General features: G+C 49.7%; 19 protein-coding genes. 11 read left to right on the top strand and 8 right to left on the bottom strand.

Going from position 1 to position 20,755, the window contains the following annotated elements; translation table 11 throughout:
* Positions 1 to 28: 28 nt before the first annotated feature.
* Genes FS628_RS04935 through FS628_RS04915 form a run of 5 tightly spaced genes read right to left on the bottom strand, consistent with a single transcriptional unit; the run spans position 29 to position 6,374 of the window.
* Positions 29 to 1,207, bottom strand: a complete 1,179-nt coding sequence (locus FS628_RS04935) for a YheC/YheD family endospore coat-associated protein (protein ID WP_260870930.1) — start codon at positions 1,205 to 1,207, stop codon at positions 29 to 31.
* A 36-nt stretch (positions 1,208 to 1,243) separates the two neighbouring features.
* Positions 1,244 to 2,350 carry a YheC/YheD family endospore coat-associated protein gene (locus FS628_RS04930; RefSeq protein WP_145319589.1) on the bottom strand — a complete coding sequence of 369 codons (1,107 nt, stop codon included), beginning with the start codon at positions 2,348 to 2,350 and terminating at the stop codon, positions 1,244 to 1,246.
* The gene (locus FS628_RS04925) at positions 2,350 to 3,723 is read right to left on the bottom strand and encodes a YheC/YheD family endospore coat-associated protein (protein ID WP_145319586.1); all 1,374 of its coding nucleotides are present in this window, start codon (positions 3,721 to 3,723) and stop codon (positions 2,350 to 2,352) included. Before FS628_RS04925 ends, FS628_RS04930 begins: the two co-directional genes overlap by 1 nt.
* A 60-nt stretch (positions 3,724 to 3,783) precedes the next feature.
* Positions 3,784 to 4,974: a YheC/YheD family endospore coat-associated protein gene (locus FS628_RS04920; protein WP_145319583.1), complete on the bottom strand. Its 1,191-nt coding sequence runs from the start codon at positions 4,972 to 4,974 to the stop codon at positions 3,784 to 3,786.
* Positions 4,975 to 5,006: 32 nt separating this feature from the next.
* Positions 5,007 to 6,374, bottom strand: a complete 1,368-nt coding sequence (locus FS628_RS04915) for a YheC/YheD family endospore coat-associated protein (protein ID WP_145319580.1) — start codon at positions 6,372 to 6,374, stop codon at positions 5,007 to 5,009.
* Positions 6,375 to 6,610: 236 nt separating this feature from the next.
* Between FS628_RS04915 and FS628_RS04910 the strand changes: the two genes are divergently transcribed.
* The 3 genes from FS628_RS04910 (at position 6,611) to FS628_RS04900 (ending at position 8,922) form a co-directional block, all read left to right on the top strand.
* Positions 6,611 to 6,958: a YlbF family regulator gene (locus tag FS628_RS04910; RefSeq protein WP_036609862.1), complete on the top strand. Its 348-nt coding sequence runs from the start codon at positions 6,611 to 6,613 to the stop codon at positions 6,956 to 6,958.
* Between the two features lie 96 nt (positions 6,959 to 7,054).
* Positions 7,055 to 7,342, top strand: a complete 288-nt coding sequence (locus tag FS628_RS04905; protein WP_440131244.1) for a hypothetical protein — start codon at positions 7,055 to 7,057, stop codon at positions 7,340 to 7,342.
* A gap of 245 nt (positions 7,343 to 7,587) precedes the next feature.
* Entirely contained in the window at positions 7,588 to 8,922 is a 1,335-nt protein-coding gene (locus tag FS628_RS04900; protein ID WP_145319575.1) for a DRTGG domain-containing protein, read from the top strand.
* Positions 8,923 to 9,068: 146 nt separating this feature from the next.
* Here the strand turns inward: FS628_RS04900 and FS628_RS04895 are convergent, their stop codons facing one another.
* The 3 genes from FS628_RS04895 to FS628_RS04885 all read right to left on the bottom strand — a co-directional run bounded on the left by FS628_RS04895 (position 9,069) and on the right by FS628_RS04885 (position 10,344).
* Entirely contained in the window at positions 9,069 to 9,410 is a 342-nt protein-coding gene (locus FS628_RS04895) for a YtpI family protein (RefSeq protein WP_145319572.1), read from the bottom strand.
* Between the two features lie 94 nt (positions 9,411 to 9,504).
* Entirely contained in the window at positions 9,505 to 9,993 is a 489-nt protein-coding gene (locus tag FS628_RS04890; protein ID WP_145319569.1) for a hypothetical protein, read from the bottom strand.
* A 21-nt stretch (positions 9,994 to 10,014) separates the two neighbouring features.
* On the bottom strand, positions 10,015 to 10,344 hold the full coding sequence (locus tag FS628_RS04885) for a YtrH family sporulation protein (RefSeq protein WP_026081169.1): 330 nt from the start codon (positions 10,342 to 10,344) through the stop codon (positions 10,015 to 10,017).
* Positions 10,345 to 10,606: 262 nt separating this feature from the next.
* Here FS628_RS04885 and FS628_RS04880 point away from each other — a divergent pair, with 262 nt between their 5' ends.
* From FS628_RS04880 to FS628_RS04845, 8 genes are all read left to right on the top strand, one after another.
* Entirely contained in the window at positions 10,607 to 14,659 is a 4,053-nt protein-coding gene (locus FS628_RS04880; RefSeq protein ID WP_145319566.1) for a DNA polymerase III subunit alpha, read from the top strand.
* Positions 14,660 to 14,843: 184 nt separating this feature from the next.
* A complete protein-coding gene (locus FS628_RS04875; RefSeq protein WP_145319563.1) occupies positions 14,844 to 15,335 on the top strand; it encodes a phosphatidylglycerophosphatase A family protein in 492 nt (163 codons plus the stop codon).
* A gap of 283 nt (positions 15,336 to 15,618) precedes the next feature.
* The gene (locus FS628_RS04870; protein ID WP_017689496.1) at positions 15,619 to 15,807 is read left to right on the top strand and encodes a hypothetical protein; all 189 of its coding nucleotides are present in this window, start codon (positions 15,619 to 15,621) and stop codon (positions 15,805 to 15,807) included.
* Positions 15,808 to 16,213: 406 nt separating this feature from the next.
* The gene (gene accD, locus FS628_RS04865) at positions 16,214 to 17,107 is read left to right on the top strand and encodes an acetyl-CoA carboxylase, carboxyltransferase subunit beta (RefSeq protein ID WP_145319560.1); all 894 of its coding nucleotides are present in this window, start codon (positions 16,214 to 16,216) and stop codon (positions 17,105 to 17,107) included.
* Positions 17,108 to 18,139 (top strand): acetyl-CoA carboxylase carboxyltransferase subunit alpha, encoded by a 1,032-nt coding sequence (locus tag FS628_RS04860; protein WP_145319557.1) that lies wholly within the window; start codon positions 17,108 to 17,110, stop codon positions 18,137 to 18,139.
* Positions 18,140 to 18,244: 105 nt separating this feature from the next.
* Entirely contained in the window at positions 18,245 to 19,672 is a 1,428-nt protein-coding gene (gene pyk / locus FS628_RS04855; protein WP_062833547.1) for a pyruvate kinase, read from the top strand.
* A gap of 103 nt (positions 19,673 to 19,775) precedes the next feature.
* Positions 19,776 to 20,312 carry an acyl-CoA thioesterase gene (locus FS628_RS04850; RefSeq protein ID WP_145319553.1) on the top strand — a complete coding sequence of 179 codons (537 nt, stop codon included), beginning with the start codon at positions 19,776 to 19,778 and terminating at the stop codon, positions 20,310 to 20,312.
* 7 nt (positions 20,313 to 20,319) lie between these two features.
* Positions 20,320 to 20,718 carry an FxsA family protein gene (locus FS628_RS04845; RefSeq protein WP_145319550.1) on the top strand — a complete coding sequence of 133 codons (399 nt, stop codon included), beginning with the start codon at positions 20,320 to 20,322 and terminating at the stop codon, positions 20,716 to 20,718.
* Positions 20,719 to 20,755 lie beyond the last annotated feature (37 nt).

The following is a 20,755-nucleotide window of genomic DNA, read 5'->3' as shown; positions in this document are numbered from 1 at the left end:
GGGCGCTCTTTTATTCGTGATCAACAGATCATCTCTTTTTGCGTGCCTTCTTCAATGCAGATGTTCTGTTGCTTGCAAGCCGGGTGGTTCTGATTTGTTTGACCGGGCGACTGGCCTGGTTGCGGTACACCCATAAGGCATAGTCCAGCGGCTGAGTGATGGCCTTATAATAGATATCCCGCTCACCAATGCGAGCGAATACTTCACGTGCGGGCTTGGGGTTAACTTCGAGCAAGTAGATCCGTCCGCTTTTGTCAATTGCCAAATCCAGTGCCAACTCGCATAAGTCCCCATACGTATCTTCCAGAAACGAAGCGACATCAATGCCGAATTTCTCTGCAGTTGTGCTAATTTCTGCTCGGAGGTCCTCATCAGCAATCCATTGTTTCATGAGTCGATTCATGGCTACAGCCTGACCGCCGCCATGCAGATTGGAGGTTACGCTTTTCTCTGCACCCATACGTCCTGCACATCCGGTAAGCTCCCATTGTCCTTCACCGTTCTTCTGAACGAGCATGCGATAATCATGCACACGCCCATTCGGAAGCTGAAGTTGAATGCCCTTCTGCACAAGATATTTGTCTTTCATGTTCCAGTGCTGGAGCAGCGCCCCGAGACGTGATAAATGGACTTTGCGTGGCGTGATAATACGACGCTTCTGATCCCGTCCCTGTACAAGTACCGTATTGGCTTCACTACTACTGCGTTCAACGCGCAGAATACCACGTCCGCCAGTGCCGTTAATCGGTTTGAGGTAGACGAGAGAAGACGCTTTGAGCATCCGGTTCACATCGGACATATCCTGAAATAACACCGTTTCTGGCAGGTGTTCGCGAAAGTTGGCTTTTTCCGAAAGGGTCTGATGAATGGTCCATTTATTGCGCAGTGGTCTGTTCAGAAAGAGCAGGTGCCCATACTTTTCACGAAACGCAAGAAGTTGCTGGAATCTGCGGTTGCGTTGAATCCGGCAGCGATCAAAGATCAGATCCGGGAATGATCGCCATTCCCGTGACCAGCCTTTTCCCTCATGAAAAACCATCGCTTCAATCTGTTTGCCTCCCGGATGTACGTCGGCAGGTGTGAACACATAGATATCGAGTCCCCGCTTGCGCCCCTCAAGAATCATTCTGCGATAGATGCTTCGTTCTTCAAGAGCGCGATGTTCATTCAAGTACAACGTCATGATGCCCAGAACAGGTGAGGACACAAACAATCACCTTCTTTTTGCAAGTATTCCTGTCTATCATCGTTTGGACTGACGGGCAAGATAGGCGCTGTAATGAAATATGCGTTCCAGTGACCGCCGTCTGATCTGTGGTTCATCGAACTTCATGGGCTTCGCATTGGCTTCAAAGAACCAGATTTCCCCCAGGTCATCAATGCCCAGGTCCATGGACATCTCTCCGAGCGTGTAACCCGATCCTCGTTCCACCTGTCTTGCGATCATCAATGAAGTGGATTTCACACGTTTCATCAGGGTGGTTGTCATTTCTTCACCAAAAAGTTCAGTCAGCAGCTTCTCCGGATCCTCTACGCTACCGCCGCGCGGCACATGAGTTGTGATGCTGCGGGAGCCAGCAAGTCTCGCACCTACACCGGATACGCTCCATTGACCCTTGCTGTTCTTTTGAACAAGAACACGCAGATCGAAGGGACGTTTACGAGAAGAGGCCAGTTCAATGCCTTGTTGCATGATATAGGGTGTACGTCCGGTTTCTTTGCGAATTCGTGCCCATAACTTGGCAAGTGTAGCCGTCTTATAGGTCGTGTTTTTCCGTGTGGTCTGAATTTTCAGCCGATAGGGAAGGCGCTCTTTTTCTTGGAATTTAAGCATCATGATTCCTTTTCCAGCTTTGCCGCTCTCGGGCTTGAGGTACAGATAGGGATATGTCCGTAGAACGGCACCCAGAGAAGAAGCACTTCGCATCCGCCGAGTATAAGGGATCAGTTGCTGAGTCGATTTGGATTTCTTGAGCCATTCGAACAGATTCCATTTATTGAAGAAGAATGGGTTATACAGTTCGATTCCAGACTGCATACATTCGTCAATTTTGCGCTGAACGGAAGGTTTTCCTTCGTCTTCCCGGTTGGGAATACGATTGTACAGCACATGGGGAAGGGGGAAAAGCTGTGAAACCCACTTTCCACTCCCCTTGTTGTACGTATATCCTTTCACGGTGGGACCACTTACGTCCAGATCCCGCACAGTTACAACGTACACTACATATCCCATACTCTCGCCTGTCTGCACAATATCCTGAAAATTTTGATGATTCCCCCTGAACATCCGCTGATTATCATGCATGGTCAAAACAGCAATGACAGGTTTGAAATCATCATGAAGGCTCATCAAATGCCTTCCTTCTTCCGGAACTTGCTCAAATACAGGCAGTGTTCCAAAATGTGCTCCACCGACGATTTTCCCTCCACCCGGAGTGAAGGGTGACGGAAAATGGAGCGCCCGGGTTTGGCGTTCGCTTCGAACATCCATACATGTTCCTCCTGATCAATGCCCAGATCAAAGCCAATCTCACCAATCAGATGCTGGTGCTGAGTTTCAATCGCCTGGGCCAGTGTAATAGCGACGGACTTGGCATGTTGAAGAACTTCTCCCGCACGATCGCCGAAGTTGCGACTGAGCGCCTGCTCAGGAGTCATTAGGGAGCCACCATTTTTGATGTGTGTTGTGACGCTGCCACGCCCTGCCTTCTTGGCGCCAATCCCGACAACAACCCATTGATTGTTACCATTTTTATGCATGTGAAAACGAAAATCAATTGGACATTCATCAATCTCGATCAGCCGTATTCCCTGCTGAACAACATATCCGCGAAGTTGTTTACCATGTCTTCCCTGAAGCATACGCATCAGACTGTTGAAAGATCCGAAGCGCAGGAGTGCGTTGCCGCCTTTTTTACGATAACGTGCGAAATATCCACGTTTGGGCGAATAGGTCAGGCGATAGATCCCGTTCCCCAGACTTCCGGCAGTAGGCTTATAGTAGACAAACTGATGGCGTTCCAGCATTTCTTTCATCTGTTCCACCGACGGATTGGTAATCGATTCAGGGATATACCGTCCTGCTGCCGGCTCGTTCTCCAGCAACGTATAGATATCCGATTTGTTGAAGAAGCTCCAGTTGAAGAACGGAATTTTTCGACGAACAAATCGTTCCCGCAGCTGGTTGATTGCTGGTGAGAAGTCTGAGCGTCTGCTCGGCAATCGGTTGTAGACAACATCGGGCAGAGGTACTGTTTTGCGTGTGAAGCTTCCGTTATCATTCAGGAAAAAACCGGATACGGTCTCGTTCTGCCAATTGATATCCCGAGGAGTAAAGGCGTAAATGTAGGATTTACGGCTACCTTCACGGAGCAACTGTTTGATGAAACCTGTACGGGAACCGAATGGATTGGTGCTTGTCGAAGGCCCGTCGGAGAGTACGCCGATCAGTGGGCCTAACTGAACTTCATCATTCTGCAAGTTACGGAGATAAATACTGCCCCTTTTGGGAACATTCATCAGATTACGGATACCTGAGGCGAGATAGAGATGTTTACCTGCTTTTTTGATTGGTTTGATCGTCGCAGGCACCCGGTCACGCCCGAAGCGCAGGTGCACCGTTTTTTTGCCGGACAGGTTGAGGCTCTTCATTAAAGCGTTGGATACATAAACCACTTTATCTGGTTGCTTGGTGAAATGCAGATTGCAAAAGGTCAAACTCATGATTTATCCTCCTATCCTGAAAAGATCCTTGTGCTCCATGGCAAGCGGGCGCTGCGGGCCTCAGCCGCCGTGAATCGGGATGGGTTTCAGGCCAGCTTTGCTGGATGTATTCGGCATTTTCATTGGACGAATGACGTCCGTGAGAACATGTTGTTGCAACAGATAACGGGCATAGGCAAGCGGACGGGTATATGTCAAGGCATGCATGCGTCGGTCACCCGCTTCTGCGAATGAGGTACGGCCTGGTTTGGAGTTGACCTCGATCAGCCAGAGTTGGCCCTCTGCATCTGCTCCAAAATCAAGCCCCAATTCAGCTAGCCTGCCGAAACGGCTCTCCAGCAGGGTGGGGATAAGAGCGGCAGTCTGCTGTAGGCTCTCGAGCAGAGCTTCCGTGCGGACCGTTCCATATCGCTGGAGCAAATAGGCCTCCGCAGGATATGCCCTTCCTCCTCCGTGAAGATTGGATGTAAGTGAACCCTCGGGTCCTTCTCGCACCATACATCCGGTAAGCGTCCAGCGACCTTGCCCATTCTTTTGCATAAGAGCCCGTATGTCGAACGCTCTTCCGTGATGGCTAAGGTCCAGATACGGCTGTACGATCATCTTGCGCTCAGACTGTTGTAATTCCAGCCAGGAAGATACGGCCTGGGTATTATTAAATGTAAGATAAAAGTGCTCATTGTTCGCGTTGCGACCCTCCACGATCCAAGTTGACGGAATGGTGCCGCGAGACAGGCGAAAGGTATTCTTGCCATGCGTCCCTGAAAGAGGTTTGAAGAACAGTCCCATGGGCCAATGTTCCAGCCATGTTTCCCAAGGGATATGCAATCCTATCCGGGTTGTGGGTGCAAGGCGTGCCCGCAATTCAGCATTCCGGGACAACACTCGATGTACCTCCCATTTTCCTGGCAGGGAAGCGGACCAATAACGGTGTTTATACGCACCATTGGCGGATAACTTTTTCTCAATCTGTTGTCTGACGCTCCTGGGGAGGGGACGAAGACAACGGTCCATAATGAGGTCGAGTGCAGGAATAGGGACCACCTTCCACTTCCCTTGGTCATAGGTATATCCCCTTTGAAGAGGGTAAGGGTCTGCATCAACCGATATAGGAATCACAATAACCTGAAGGGCATATCGCATACTTCCCACACTGAGACGACGGCAGAAAAGTTCATCCGTGAAGGGAGGCGAGCCTTCGGTTGCACGTACCAGAATGGCCAGTGTCTTGGTCTGAGATGATGGAAACATTACGCTGCACCTCTCTTCAATGGGATAACTTTTCAAAACCCGGCCAAGTACGTAGAGTATTCAAGCATGGCTTTGACGGAAGGACGAATCTTGCTCTCACTCAGTGGTGTATTATCATTCTTGGAAGGTTTCGAGTTGACTTCGAGCAGCCATACGCGTCCAGTGGAGTCCAGGGCCAGATCAATACCCAGTTCTCCAAAGTGGGCAGGGATGGCACTCTCGATCCCTTTGGCGATATCCAGTGCTGCGGTGTGCAATCCTGCATATGCGGAAGCTTTGGTAGATCCGGACAACTGTGTTTTGGCAACAGCTTCCTTGACGGTGCTGAGGCTTCCACCGCGTGCCAGATTGGATACGTAGTGACTCCCACCAGCAATCCGGGCTACGATGGAGGTTACACTCCATTTTCCCGTGCGGTTTTTTTGCACAAGTGCACGGAAATCCACGGGTCTGCCACTGTGATCAATGAGAGTCAGCCCTTGCTGGATCTGGTAACGCGTTGTTTTCATTTTTCCAGACATACTGGCATACAGTTTATCCAGAGAAGCATACGTTTGTTTCCGGGTACCCCCGACACCAGTCGCCAGAGTCAGGAAACTTCCGTCCGTCTGACGTGAGACCCGGATGATGCCTTTGCCCAATGAACCACGTACTGGCTTGAGAAATACAACCGGATGTCGATTGCACATCGTCTTGAGCATGGTGGATGTCTTGAGCAAATGCGACTCGGGAAGAACTCGTTTAAGCGTTGAAATGGACTTGAGTGCATCAAATACTTCGTTTTTGTCCAGAAACTTTTCGTTGAAGGTTTGCGTGCCGTAGAGCGATTTTACTTCTTTCATAAAATGCTGTACGCTAGGTTTGTTCTCAAGCTTGCGGGACGTTAGCCGGTTATTGACGACGTCTGCTACAGGCAGAACAGTCTTTTTCCAGCCGTCATCATACACCCAGCCTTTCATATAACCCGTTACCGCTCCAATATCCTCCGGTGTGAAAAAGGATACATAGGCGCCTTTCTTACGGCAGGCGTTCACCAGTTCTTGACAGAACATCGTGATGGAGCCAAAGGGCCGATCGGGCTGATCGGGATAATCCTGGCTAACCAGAACACTGATGTAGGGTCCAAGGCGAAGCGTACGGCTGGCTGAACGATAGGATACCCGCAGGACCGAACGCGGAACAAGGCCGGTCTTGCTGGCAACCGTCTGATTAATGCGCAGCCCGTCATACTTTGGTACCGGAATGACAGTGACTTCACGGCGGAAAGAGCCGAATTGCAGCTGAAGTGGCCTTCCTGAAGGGATCTTAAGCGACTTGAGTACCCCTTCGCCCAACATGATGACGTCGTCCTGCAGGATGCCCGAGCCGGTAACCTGAATCGTTACTTTTTTAGTGGACATCACGGATCTCCTTCCGGGCGGCAACTTGATGTCTGATCTCGAAGTTGAACGGCATCTGAACATGGCATGTGCTTCATCATATGAGGACATATAACCCTTGGTGATTGACCTATATGGATTAAATGCATTTGATTCGAAGCAGGTTATGGATGGCCTGTTTCAGATCGTCCTTGTTTGACAGCGGAGAAAAGCGTGTATTAACACGGATGAACAAACCAATCTGAGGAGGAATAATAGTGAACATTTATGACAAAGCCAATGATTTGGCCAAAGCACTGAGAGAAAGCAGCGAGGTGGAAGAGATTACTTCCGCGATGAAGCTGATTGAAGCTGATCCGGATGCAAAAGCAATGCTGGATAACTTCCGTGATCAACAAATGGAATTGCAACAACGTATGATGAGCGGGGATATGCCGGCTCCGGATGAGATGGAGAAAATGGAAAAATTGTTTGAAGTACTGAGCTTGAATCTGAACATCCGTCGTTTGTTTGATGCCGAGCGTCGTCTCAGTGTGATCATTGAAGACGTGAACAAAATTATTGCAGACAGCCTGGGTCATCTGTATGGTGGCGCAGAAGCGTAAACGCTTGTCTTGTTTTTCTTACTGAACCTTTCATATTACCTCCTTATCGTTCATAGACTAGACATATAGAGTCGATCAAGAACGAAGGAGCTGTGAATGGTGAAGAGGTTGAAAAAAACAAAACATGTGATCTATCTGCTTATCGCGTTGTCGATGCTGGTTATTGCACTGCCACGAATTTCATTTGCCGGAGGAATGGACTGGGTTAATATTTTTGGCATCGTATGGGTGCTGTTCTCTTTATTAATCGTTGGCGCACATCTGCATTTTATTCTCGGTGTGGATGAGGAGAAGAAGCGTGCGCTGGAAGCCGTTCGTCGGGCGAAACTGCGGCAGTGGGAAATGAAACTGCTGGACAAGCAGGAGCGGAGCAAGTCTGTATAAAGGATAGAATGACAATCCGTATGCCAGGGCCAACAGAGTTGGTTCTGCCTTTGGAACAAGACCGGATTCCCTTGCACATAAGGGGCCGGTCTTTTTGGTACATACAAGGATCAGGGAATAATCGGAAGATTGAATTCAAGCAGCCCATTTCCCAATAAGGTTGGGATAGGAAGTGGGGTTATTTTCCTAACGGCGTGTTATAATAGGTACAGTATAGTACAGATGCATCTTCGGGGGTGGTACAGATGGACGGGCAGGAAGAGAACGTAACGAAGCATGAACAGTTACTTCAACATATTGAACAACTGAAAGTTGGCAGTAAAATATCGGTACGTGGACTTGCGCGAGAGCTGGGTGTAAGTGAAGGGACAGCTTATCGTGCGGTGAAAGAGGCGGAGAACTTCGGGCTAGTGGTGACGAAGGAACGAATTGGGACGGTGCGGATCGAGAAGAGACCTCGGGGCATGTCGGAACAGTTGACCTTTGCTGATGTCGTGACCATTGTGGAGGGGCATGTACTGGGTGGAAACGATGGCCTCGCCAAACCGCTGCACAAGTATGTGATCGGTGCGATGAAAGAGCAGGCGATGGCCCGGTATATTGATGCTGGAAGTTTACTGATTGTGGGTAACCGGGAAGATGCTCACTCGCTTGCCCTCGAACAGGGAGCTGGCGTGTTGATTACTGGTGGCTTCGGGACAAGCCGTGAAGTAAGAATCATGGCGGACGAGCTTGGGCTACCGATTATCTCATCCAGACATGATACATTCACCGTGGCTTCAATGATTAACCGTGCGATCTTCGACCGGCTGATTAAGAAAAAAATTATGCTTGTTGAAGATATTATCGGTCAGAAACCTCGCCTGCAGGTGTTGAAGGTCACCAGTTCAGCCGCAGATTTTCATATGCTGGTGTCGGAGACGGGTGAACATCGCTTCCCGGTCGTGGATGAATGGAACCGGGTCATCGGGATTGTGAGTCTTAAGGATGTCAGTGAGCTTACAGCAGATCAGAGTATTGAGAAATGCGTGATACGCCGCCCGATTACGGCCTCATTGCAGACATCTCTCGCTTCTGCTGCCCAGATCATGACGTGGGAAGGCATCGACTTTCTGCCCATCGTGGATCGGAACCGCAAACTGATTGCGTCCGTCACACGCAAGGAAGTGCTGCAGGCCATGCGGGATGCTCAGAAGCAGCCCCAACTGGGAGAGACGTTTGATCATCTGATTTGGAATGGGTTTGCCGAGGAACGCGGAGAACAGAACGAACTGTTATTTCACGGATTCATTATCCCACAGATGGCTACGGACTTGGGTACGATCTCGGAAGGTGTTCTCTTGAATGTGATGACCCAGGCCGGCCGGCGGGCAGCCTGGGATGTTACAGGGAACGATCATGTGGTGGATAATGTGACGACGTATTTTGTGCGACCGGTGCAGATTGAAGATCAGATTCTGGTTCGACCGATTATTCTGGAAACCAGCCGTCGAACGTGCAAGATGGACATTGTGGTTACCCGCGAAGGCAGTGTGGTATGTAAAGCGGTCATGACATTGCAATCCATTGACCATGCCTAACAGGGGAATGAACCCGGGCATAGACCAAGAGAGTACCCCCTAACCCGAGAAGATCTACTGAATTCCGCATAAGTGCGTGTTCAGTCTTCGTATGGTGTAGGGAAGTACTCTCTTTTTTTACATAACGATAGGGTGGGCCTAGTGAATCATGCAGATTGTCCTGAGGTTTTGCTGGTTCCATTCTGCGAACGTTGTTGAAGCCGGGCATAATAACTGCGGTTGCGTATTCCAGCAAATACATTGTATGCCCCCATAATTAGAAATAGCGCTTCCACAATGACAGATACGGTAGAACCCGTGAACACAAACATCAGGATCAGGGCAAGGATAATAAGCATGCCTCCCATCCAGATATTCGTCCAAGAGCGGTAAAGACCAGCGCTGGCCGCATCCGAGGTTCTGCGTGAACGAATGCTGTTCAGTGCGGCAAAGACCATGGCAACAGCAAAGATAGCGATCAGAGCATATTTGAGTACATCGATGAACACCAAGACGCAGCTCCTTTTCTGGAAAGCTTTTACTGCCCTTATTGTACCATGCAGTGATGGAGACAAGGGCAGTTTTTTTGCTATTATCCCATCATTATGCAGGAACATGCAGGCGAATCTGTACCCATACTTGCAACACGCCTTCCATAACCAGCATCGTTTTCACCTGAACGGTATACTCTTTTTCCCTGACCGTATATACTTTCTGATTCAGCATGATTCGCGTCATTTTGCTGTACTCGTCGATGTTGAATACATCTCTGCCCCGAAGTACCTCAAGTTCGTCCCCGAGCTTCTGTAACATCACTTTTAGAGAAGCTTCGTCCGGCCCCTTATCAGATTCCTCTGCACGGACCTTGATTTCCTTGATAACGGTTTGGCGTTTACTGTATTTTTTCAGCGTTTTGATATCCTCCTCATTCTGATGCAGCTGAAGCTGCAGCTCCTGATTGTTCAGCCACAACGCATTGTAACTCAGGTGAAATACCCCATTGTAGACGACACATCCAGCGATCATTCCGAGAACAAATACAGCGGTCATTCGCATCAGCGGGCGGTAACGGGAGAATGGCGGAATTCTCATGAACGCTGTTCCTGTCTCATGTTAGCTCCGGCCTCCGCCGCACACCCATTTCACCAATTCGGTTCCCATATGCGCACCCATAAAAGCAGAGATCAGATACAGAATTTGTTTGACCGCCGGAGACAGGTTACCATCCAGGAAATTGCTCTCGATGACACGCATGGGATCGATGGTGCCGCCGACTGCAGCTGCAAGTGCCCATATTTTTATTTTCCCGGAAATATCGAGCATCGTCTGAGTCGGAGGCTGAAGAGAGATCACTGCTCCAATACCTCCGATCATCGCGCCGCCCAGCACGATCCCAAACGCAATAAAGAAATCAAGTATGGCTTTGGACAAAAATGTGCTCATTGGCAACACCCCTTTCAGACCCAGCAGCACACCTCCTGTCGTTGGTCTGTAACAGGGGGAGCGGCTTGTACTTCTATTGTATGGGCGTGCCCCCGAGCGTTATGATAAAATAGGATAATAAAGTCTTCTTTTAAGAGGTTGTCACGAATTTTAATAGGAGATTCCATTTTTTATTTATTTAATTCATATATATGAGAGATAGGGCAGTAAACGGATCAGAAGATCGATGCTGCGACTATCTGCGGCGAAAGGAAGAAAAAACATGAGTTCTTTTGTGCATTTGCACGTTCACAGCGAATACAGTTTGCTGGACGGCGCTGCGCGTATTCCGGATCTCGTGGGTAAGGCTGCAGATCTTGGAATGACAACACTGGCGCTGACCGACCATGGCGTGATGTATGGTGCTATTCCTTTCTATAAAGCCTGCGTTGAACGAGGCATCAAGCCGATTATAGGTTGCGAGGCATACATGACTGCAGGGTCCCGCAAAGAGCGGGGAAGCCGCAAGGATCAGCCGATTCATCATTTGATTTTACTGGCCAAAAATATGACGGGTTACCGGAATCTGATGAAATTGTGCTCGATTGGACATCTCGAAGGTTTTCATTACAAACCACGTGTAGATATGGAAAGTCTGGCTGCCCATCACGAAGGCATTATCTGTCTAAGTGCGTGTCTTGGTGGTGAAGTACCACAACATTTACTGCATGGACGAGAAGAAGAGGCGAGACGTGCGGCGTTACGCTACAAAAATATCTTTGGTGACGACTTCTATCTGGAACTTCAGGATCACGGGCTTTCGGAGCAAAAAAGGGTAAATCCTCAGCTTATTCGTCTGGCTGCCGAGCTTGAGATTCCGCTTGTAGCCACCAATGATGCGCATTACCTGTCCGAAGAGGACGCGGAGCTTCAGGATGTATTGATCTGTATCGGAACAGGCAAGACCGTAGATGACGAGACACGGCTTCGGATTGGAACCAATCAGCTCTATCTGAAAAGTGAAGAAGAGATGGCTCGTTTGTTTCCTCATGTGCCCGAGGCTCTGGCCAACACCGTCCGCATTGCGGAATCTTGTGAATTGGAGCTGGAATTCGGCAAATCGATTTTGCCTGAATACAGACCACTCCCCGATGGACTCAGCCCTTCGGCGTACCTGCGTCAACTGTGCGAAGAAGGAATGGAGGAGCGTTATGCGCAGTCCACACGTTGGACAGACGCGGAGCTTCGATCCGAACTCGAACAACGATTGGCGTATGAGCTGGGTGTAATCGACAGCATGGGATTCTCGGATTATTTCCTGATTGTCTGGGATTTTATCGCCTATGCGCATAAGCAAGGCATTGTTACTGGACCAGGCCGGGGCTCCTCAGCAGGTAGTCTGGTAGCATACACGTTGCATATCACCGATGTTGATCCGATGAAATACAACCTGCTCTTCGAGCGGTTCTTGAATCCCGAGCGGATCTCCATGCCGGATATTGATATTGACTTCAGTGATGAGCGGCGGGATGAGGTCATTGATTATGTAGCGCATAAATATGGCAAAGCCCATGTCGCTCAGATCATCACGTTTGGAACGATGGCTGCCCGGGCAGCCGTACGGGATGTCGGACGGGCCCTGAATGTGCCTTACGGCGAAGTGGACAAGGCTGCGAAGCTGATTCCAGCGCAGCTCGGCATTAACATAGAACGGGCCATGGAGGCTACACCTGAACTGAAGGCGCTATATGAAACCAAGCCAAAGACTCGTGAGCTGCTGGATATGGCCATGAAGGTCGAAGGCATGCCACGTCATGCTTCGACGCATGCGGCGGGAGTGGTCATCTCCCGTGATCCACTAACCGATGCAGTGCCGCTACAGGAGGGCAGTGAAGGGACAGCGTTAACCCAGTATTCCATGGAAAACCTGGAGTCGATTGGTTTGCTTAAGATGGATTTCCTTGGTCTGCGTACCCTCTCGATCATTGAGCGTTGTCTACGCTGGATTGGGGAACATGGAGAAATTCCGGATTTCCGTCTTATCCCGGATGATGATGCGTTAACGTATGAGATGCTTGGGCGAGGGGACACGATGGGCATATTCCAACTGGAATCTGCCGGGGTGCGCCGGGTGCTGAAAGAAATGAGGCCCAGCGTATTTGAAGATGTGATCTCCGTATTGGCCTTGTATCGTCCAGGTCCGATGGAGTTCATATCTAAATACATTCAGGGCAAGCATGGACAGATCGAAGTGGATTACCCGCACGTGGATCTGGAGCCCATTCTGAAAGATACGTATGGCATCATTGTGTATCAGGAGCAGATTATGCAGATTGCTTCACGGATGGCTGGTTTCTCGCTGGGTGAAGCGGATTTGCTTCGTAGAGCGGTCTCCAAGAAGAAACGGGAAGTACTGGATCTGGAGCGTGGACACTTTGTACAGGGCAGTCTGAAACAAGGGTATAGCGAAGAAGAGGCAGATCTGGTCTATGATATGATCGTCAAGTTTGCCAACTATGGCTTCCCGCGTGCCCATGCTGCGGCGTACGGCGTACTCGCGTTCCAGACGGCTTATCTGAAGGCACATTATCCTGTTCATTTTATGGCATCGATGTTAACAGCCGTAATGGGCAGTCATCGTAAAGTGGCCGAGTACGTGGTGGAATGCCGTCGTATGAATATGGAGGTACTCCCACCGGATGTGAATGAGAGCGGTATTCTGTTTACGCCTGTCTTTGTGCCCACCGGCAACGGGAGTTCCTTTGGGGAGCATTCCGACCATGAGGAAGATGGTTATTCGGGACAGGCCGAGTATGGTGAAGCACCTTTGCCAGATGACCCGGGGCCGGGACCGGATGAGGAAGATGGCGGATATGAGTGGCAAGCATCGGCATCCATGCCTGAGGCATCCGACAACCGGAAGGGACCGGGATTGGTGACGGCTGCTTCAACGGAAAATGGTGATGATCAGGTACGAGAGGCTTCTACTTCTTCTACTTCTTCTTCGCAAGCGGAGCATGGTGAATTGTCCACTGTGGAGAAGACTGTTGCCATGTCTGATGAGAATCCGGATGAGGCAAAATTATCTGGTGCGATACGTTTCGGTCTGGCTGCTGTGAAAAATGTCGGTACCCAGGCGATGGAAAGCATCATGATCGTAAGACAGGAGAGACCATTCGACAGTTTGCTCGATTTTTGTCGTCGCGTCGATCTGCGCGTGTGTAACAAACGTGTGATTGAATCGCTGATCCAGGCAGGAGCTTTTGACACCTTGCCTGGGCACCGGGCACAATTGCTCGCGATGCTGGATGAGACGGTGGAGGCGGCGCTGAAATGGCGCAAGGAACGTGAGGATCTGCAGATTCAATTGTTCGACTTCGTTGAGACGCCGAACTGGGAGATCGAATACCCGGAAATTCCTCCTTATTCCTCAGGTCAGCAACTGGAGCTAGAGCGTGAGTTGTTAGGCTTGTATCTTTCCGGTCATCCGCTGGATGACTATGAAGATGTGCTGGAATCGAGTGGGGCTGACCGGATCATGGAGCTGACCGAGGCGGCTGACGACACGATGACGGTGGCCGCGGGAATGGTTGTGTCTGTGAAGTCGATTACGACGAAACAGGGCAAAGCCATGGCGTTCATGGAGCTGGAAGACCAGATTGAACGCTGCGAAGTGGTTCTCTTTCCTGAGGTATGGCGGCGTAGCCAGCAGCATGTCGGGAAAGGTGAACTGCTCGTCGTGCGTGCCAAAGTGCAGCAGCAGGACGAAGGGTTTAAGCTGCTGGCTGAGGAGGTGGCGCCGCTGTCACCGGCGGCACTGGAGCAGCAGCTGCGCAGCCGTGACCGGCGCGGCAAGCCCGGCAGCGGCAGCTCTTCGCGCCCGGCGCAGGCGGCTTCGCCGCGGCGGCCAGCGGGCGCAGGAGCCCAAGCGCAGCAGAGCAGCGCAGGCGTAGGTGCTTCGGCTGCGCATGGCAGCGGAAGCCAAGGCCCAGCAGCGACGCGCAGCGATGCGGCGGGTATGGGCGCAGCCACGGCGGCAGAGTCCCGGGCCGATAGTGCCGCAGAGACGGCTGGCAGCCCGGAGCAGGGCCGCGGACCGCGGGCGGTGGAGCAGCGGGTGTTCGTGAAGATTGCGCCGCATGCAGAGAAGCCTGAGCTTCTGGCACGACTGAAGCAGCTGCTTCAGGAGCATCCCGGGCCTGTGGCGACGGTTCTCTTCTATGAGCAGCAACAGAAGTTACTTGCCTTGAGTGATGCCTATCGGATTAAGCCATCACCAACCTTGTTCTCCGATATGGAGAAGATGTTGGGTGAAGGCACGGTCAAGATTAAATAAAACTTGAATGTCCCTTGAGACTCCTAAGAACCTGTTCAGTGAACTGCTGAACAGGTTCTTTTTGATTATTTTAACGGTTTCAAGCATCCGCACATTTTATGAACATTTTAGCAGTTTGCTGCATACACTTGAGAACACCGAAGGACCTCGCGGTCCTCGGGGGATTGATGCGGGAGGTCGAGATATGTCATATGAAATCGTAGAAGCCATGCTGGCCCGGCGAGGTGTACGAATTGATGCCATCGCAGCAATAGTATACCGTTTGCAAAAAGGGTACCACCCGGAACTGACCTTGGACGACTGTGTAACCAGCGTGAAATCCGTTCTGCAGAAACGAGAGGTGCAATATACGCTCTATACAGGTATTGCGCTCGACGAACTTGCGGAGAAAAAACTCTTGCCCCAACCGTTACAGGCTATTATGGAAGCGGATGAATCTTTGTATGGAGTGGACGAGACTCTGGCCCTCGGCATTACTCATGTGTATGGTATGATCGGTTTAACCAGCTTTGGTTATCTGGATAAAGAAAAAATAGGTGTTATTCATGATTTGAACGAACATGCATCCGCCATTCATGTCTTTTTGGATGATCTGGTCGCAGGGGTGGCGGCTGCAGCTTCTGCCCGGATTGCTCACAAAAATATTAAAGCCAAAAAATACCCCTCCGACCTGTAACCCCCTGCATTTCCATGCTTACATGCTAGTGTCACTCCAATGGCTCATATGAAGTCATCAAGGGCGGCTGAGGCTGCCCTGGTAGGCTTGATGCTGCTTGTTGTTGAGGTGTGACCAAGAAGATTTCGTCAACCATATGAGTTGTCCGTGGGGGACAAATGTCCCTCATGATCCCAAATTCTCCCCAAAGGTCCCGAACCCTTTCTTGCAGAAAAAAAGTGAGGTATGTTATCATTAGTCCAATATACGGGCTCTGAACATTAGCTTAGGGGGCGGACAAGGCATGTGGACGGTGATTTACATTGCACCGACAGCAAAGGTTGCGGACAAGATTAAGACCAAGCTTTCGGAAGAAGGTTTTCTGGTACAGACCCGTCCCATCAGTTTATCCAAGCAGCAATTTGAGATTCGCGTCCCTTCTGGGGAATTGGAAGAGGTCCAGGAAGTGCTGAATTCCATTCTGCATTCCTGATTTGTTCGACATCGACGTGCCTTGGCAGATGAAGAAGTACCATCGGTACATAAGGGACTAATCGCGTAAGCGGAGAGAGGAATCGACTTGCATGTATTGTATGCTGCTGTCCTTCCTTCTTTTTTTGTTAGGACAAGGACCGACCTGGTTGCTCCCGGAGACCCTACCAAGATAGATTCAAACATCGGCGCAACAATCTTTCGGTTATTGCAGGTAACATCAATCGTGCTGACAGAAGCCGCTGATCCTTGCCCTGTACCGGCGGATTTTTTTGTTGTGAATGCTGGACAAGGGCTCATGGCAGTGTGTGGGTCGTAAGCGGTTTACCGTAGCGCGCGGGTGAAGCTGCCTCAAGCAGCGAACTGCAGGTTGCGGCCATCAAATCAACGGCTGGAGAGGTGTAGTTGTGTTCAAAGATATATTCCAGAAGAAACGGAAGTACGCTACCATACCTTCCGAGCGTGCACTTCCAGGTGAAGGCCAGGAAGTCCTAGAACGCCCAAAACGTGAAATACCTGAAGGGCTTATGAACAAGTGCAGCAAATGCGGCACCATTCAATATAGCAAGGAATTGGAGAAAAATCTGAAAGTATGTCCTGCCTGCGGTTACCATATGCGTCTTAACGCTATGGATCGTATTGCCATGGTACTTGATGATCAAGGATTTGTTGAGTTTGACGCTGATATGATATCGGTTGATCCGCTTGGCTTTCCCGGATACAGCAACAAACTGGAACAACAGCGCCTGAAATCGGGCCTGAAAGAAGCCGTAATTACAGGGGAAGGCACGATTGATGGCCTGCCTGTGGTTGTGGCTGTCATGAGTTTTGATTTCTTCTCAGGGAGTATGGGTTCGGTTGTAGGGGAGAAAATTACTCGTGCCATTGAACATGCAACAGAGAAACGTTTGCCATTGATCATTTTCTCCACATCAGGTGGTGCCCGGATGCAGGAGAGTATTCTCAGTCTCATGCAAATGGCCAAAACAAGCGCAGCTTTATCCCGTTTGGATGAGCAGGGCGGGCTGTTTATCTCGGTCATTACGGATCCAACGACAGGTGGAGTCTCGGCAAGTTTCGCGAGTCTGGGCGATATTAATATTGCCGAACCTGGCGCTGTATTTGGTTTTGCCGGCAGAATCGTTATTGAGCAGACCATCCGTCAGAAGTTACCTGATGATTTCCAGACGGCTGAATTTAATATGCAACACGGCCAGCTGGACATGGTTGTCCACCGCAAAGAACTGCGGGCCACTCTTGGCAAGCTTCTGGATATGCATAGTGAAAAAGGAGGGGTCTAAATGGCGGGTGAGTTGCCATATGAAGCGCCTCTGGTTGAGATGCGCAAAAAGATTGATGAACTTGTACAGTTTGGGCAGGAGAAAGGCATCGACTTCACGGACGAGATTGCCCGCCTGGAAGAACGTTATCATAGACTTGAAGAAGAGATCTACACAGGCATAACGGCAGCTCAGAAGATGCATCTGGCGCGTCATCAGCAGCGCCCAACTGCTCTGGATCTGATCCAGTTGATATTTACGGACTTTATTGAGCTGCACGGCGACCGTATGTTCGGAGACGATCTTGCGGTTGTTGGCGGGCTTGCCAAGTTAAATGGAAAAACGGTAACCGTCATCGGACAACAGCGGGGGAAAGATACGAAGGACAATATCGCCCGCTTTTTCGGGAGCGCTCATCCGGAAGGTTTCCGAAAAGGGCTGCGTTTGATGAAACAAGCGAACAAATTTGGTCGCCCTATTATTACGTTTATTGATACTAAAGGGGCGTATCCGGGTAATACTGCAGAAGAGAGAGGTCAATCGGAAGCTATTGCCCGCAACCTGATGGAAATGGCGAAGTTTTCGGTTCCTGTTATAGTTGTGGTCATCGGCGAAGGAGGAAGCGGCGGTGCCCTCGCTATGGCTGTGGGTAACCGTGTGTTGATGCTGGAACATGCGATCTATTCTGCGATCTCTCCGAATGGTGCTGCTTCGATTCTCTGGAAGGATGCATCTAAGGCAGATCAAGCGGCTGAAGCGATGAAAATAACAGCCAAAGACCTGCTGGAGATGGAAGTCATTGAAGATATCATCCCTGAGCCACGCGGCGGTGCTCATCGGGATTATGAAGCGTCTGCTGCGTTCATCAGTGAAGCTCTGGTTCGTCATCTCGAGGAGATGAAAGGTTGGAGCGGAGAGCAGTTAAGGCAGGATCGTTATGAGAAATTCCGTAAAATTGGATCGGTCACGTTTGAGCCTCAAGCGCCTGTTGAAGTCCCTGAAGAGCGGGTAGAAGTCGATGTGGCGAGTAATTTGTCGGGAAATGCAGAATAATGTGACGAATTTCCTATACAAATGAGCAAAAGTATAGTAAATTTAATAGTTGGAAAAAGAAAAATAGATAAAGAGATATACCTTTAAAATCGGAGGAAACCCAAAATGCGCAAAACGAAAATTGTATGTACGATTGGTCCATCCAGTGAATCTCTGGAGAACACCAAAAAATTGATTATGGCCGGTATGAATGTGGCCCGTCTGAACTTCTCCCACGGTGATTTCGATGAGCACGGCGGACGGATCATAGCGATTCGCCAAGCATGCGAAGAGTTGAACAAAACAGTAGCGATCCTGCTGGACACCAAAGGACCGGAAATTCGGACAGGTAAACTCGAAGTTGAGCCGATTGAATTGGTTCAAGACGAGTACATCACTTTGACAACAGAAGAAATTCTGGGCACCAAAGAACGTCTTTCCATTACGTATACAGATCTTCCGAATGATGTTGAACCGGGATCTACAATTCTGATCGACGACGGTCTGATCGGACTGACTGTGGTGGAAGTGCAAGGCACCGAGATCAAATGCCGTATCGTTAACGGCGGATCGATCAAAAGCAAAAAAGGTGTTAACGTTCCGGGCGTTGCCATTTCTCTGCCGGGTATCACTGAAAAAGATGCTAACGATATCGTATTCGGTATTGAGCAAGGTGTCGATTTCATCGCAGCTTCTTTTGTCCGTAAAGCGAGTGACGTACTTGAGATTCGTGAACTGCTTGAAAAACACAATGCTGGACATATCCAAATTATCTCCAAAATCGAAAACCAACAAGGTGTCGATAACCTCGATGAAATCCTTGAAGTGTCTGACGGCCTGATGGTTGCTCGTGGAGACCTGGGTGTTGAGATTCCTGCGGAAGAAGTACCATTGGTACAAAAACGCATGATCGAAAAATGTAATGTTGCAGGTAAACCGGTTATCACAGCTACACAAATGCTGGATTCCATGCAACGTAACCCGCGTCCAACACGTGCGGAAGCAAGTGACGTGGCGAATGCGATCTTCGACGGTACGGACGCAATCATGTTGTCCGGTGAGACAGCTGCGGGTAAATACCCAGTTGAATCCGTTCTGACAATGTCCCGTATTGCTGAAAAAGCAGAATCTGCTCTGCCTTACCAAGAGCTGTATCTGAAGCAACGTGTGGCTCAACAAACAACAGTAACAGAAGCGATCAGCCAATCGGTTGCCCTTTCAGCTCAAGATTTGAACGCGAAAGCGATCATTACTTCGACTGAATCCGGACATACTGCACGCATGATCTCCAAATATCGTCCAGAATCTCCAATCATCGCTGTGACAACGGAAGACAGAACTTCCCGTCGTCTGGCCCTGGCTTGGGGTGTAACTCCTGTCAAAGGAAGACTGGTTGATTCCACAGATGCATTGTTCGAAAACGCAATTGAAGGCGGCGTAAAATCCGGACTGGTTAAAGAAGGAGACTTGGTTGTGATCACAGCTGGTGTACCTTTGGGTCGTTCCGGTTCTACCAACCTGATCAAAGTAAGCCAAATTCCAAACAACGCTTAATTGCGTTTTTTGGATGGAGAAGCAACAGGAAAGAAGCAATGGGGCGTTATTGTCCCGTTGCTTTTTTTCCATCTTAATGACACTTTACAGTGATGTAACACGTATGAATGGTAGAGCGAAGGAGGCCAATAACGTGCGAGAGCAGAGCAAGGGTAGCTGGTATGCGGCACGTCTTCGTGTACGCTATCAAGAAAGTGACCAGATGGGCGTGGTCTATCACGCGAACTATTTAAATTGGTTTGAAATCGGTCGAACTGAGATGATTCGCCAAATGGGGTATACATATCGTAAAATGGAGGAACAGGGGTTACTGCTTCCCGTAACCGGACTGGATGTGAAGTATCACAAACCTGCCCGATATGATGATGAGATTATCATTTTCACCCGTATTGCTGCATTTAGTGGTCTGCGACTGAACTATGAGTACGACGTAAGGCGCATGTCTGAAGCCCTTGATGAACATATGGCGATTGGAGAACGGGTATGGACAGCTGATGAATCACTCCCCGGTGAACGGTTGGTTACAGGTTCTACCCAGCACGTATGGGTGAACGGGAACTGGAAGCCAGTCCGGCTGGATAAAGCAGCTTCTGAGCTATACAGCGCGCTTGAAAAGGTGTGGCTTTCGGGAAAGGGGTAATTCGTCAATGCGAAAATGGATGTGGGCTCTACTATTAATCATTCCGGTGATTGAATTATTTGGTTTCATTCTGATGAGTGACTGGATTGGAGCCGGAAAGACATTGCTTCTCATGATTCTCACGTCCTTGATTGGTATAGCCATGTTGCAGTTTGAAGGGCGAAAAGTACTTGTAGACGCCAAATTGGAGATGGAGCGCGGCAAGGTACCTGGACGAAAAATGGTCGATGGTCTTTTTATTTTTGTCGGTGGTTTTTTGCTCTTGATTCCAGGCTTTGTAACCGACCTGATTGGATTCACACTTGTGTTTCCATTAACACGTCCGGTCTACCGTCTGTTCTTCCTGGGATGGCTGGAGAAAAAAATGAAAAATGGCAACATCACGTTTTATCGTCGTCCGAAATGAGAAACCTGTGCTATGCCAAAAGGCTCCGTTCAACAGA

This window comes from Paenibacillus xylanexedens (assembly GCF_007676705.1).
Classification (GTDB): domain Bacteria; phylum Bacillota; class Bacilli; order Paenibacillales; family Paenibacillaceae; genus Paenibacillus; species Paenibacillus xylanexedens_C.
The sequence above is the reverse complement of the archived record's forward strand: the minus strand, read 5'-3'. Positions and strand labels throughout refer to the sequence as shown.

Bases quoted from the DNA above. Each gene is read 5' to 3' on its own strand.
- FS628_RS04860 (WP_145319557.1), top strand. From the start codon at position 17,108: ATGGCGGGTGAGTTGCCATATGAAGCGCCTCTGGTTGAGATGCGCAAA.
- FS628_RS04890 (WP_145319569.1), bottom strand. From the start codon at position 9,993: ATGAGAATTCCGCCATTCTCCCGTTACCGCCCGCTGATGCGAATGACC.
- FS628_RS04900 (WP_145319575.1), top strand. From the start codon at position 7,588: ATGGACGGGCAGGAAGAGAACGTAACGAAGCATGAACAGTTACTTCAA.
- FS628_RS04905 (WP_440131244.1), top strand. From the start codon at position 7,055: ATGGTGAAGAGGTTGAAAAAAACAAAACATGTGATCTATCTGCTTATC.
- FS628_RS04925 (WP_145319586.1), bottom strand. From the start codon at position 3,723: ATGAGTTTGACCTTTTGCAATCTGCATTTCACCAAGCAACCAGATAAA.
- FS628_RS04850 (WP_145319553.1), top strand. From the start codon at position 19,776: ATGAATGGTAGAGCGAAGGAGGCCAATAACGTGCGAGAGCAGAGCAAG.
- FS628_RS04880 (WP_145319566.1), top strand. From the start codon at position 10,607: ATGAGTTCTTTTGTGCATTTGCACGTTCACAGCGAATACAGTTTGCTG.
- FS628_RS04875 (WP_145319563.1), top strand. From the start codon at position 14,844: ATGTCATATGAAATCGTAGAAGCCATGCTGGCCCGGCGAGGTGTACGA.
- FS628_RS04915 (WP_145319580.1), bottom strand. From the start codon at position 6,374: ATGTCCACTAAAAAAGTAACGATTCAGGTTACCGGCTCGGGCATCCTG.
- FS628_RS04845 (WP_145319550.1), top strand. From the start codon at position 20,320: ATGCGAAAATGGATGTGGGCTCTACTATTAATCATTCCGGTGATTGAA.
- FS628_RS04930 (WP_145319589.1), bottom strand. From the start codon at position 2,350: ATGAGCCTTCATGATGATTTCAAACCTGTCATTGCTGTTTTGACCATG.
- FS628_RS04920 (WP_145319583.1), bottom strand. From the start codon at position 4,974: ATGTTTCCATCATCTCAGACCAAGACACTGGCCATTCTGGTACGTGCA.
- FS628_RS04870 (WP_017689496.1), top strand. From the start codon at position 15,619: ATGTGGACGGTGATTTACATTGCACCGACAGCAAAGGTTGCGGACAAG.
- FS628_RS04885 (WP_026081169.1), bottom strand. From the start codon at position 10,344: ATGAGCACATTTTTGTCCAAAGCCATACTTGATTTCTTTATTGCGTTT.
- pyk (WP_062833547.1), top strand. From the start codon at position 18,245: ATGCGCAAAACGAAAATTGTATGTACGATTGGTCCATCCAGTGAATCT.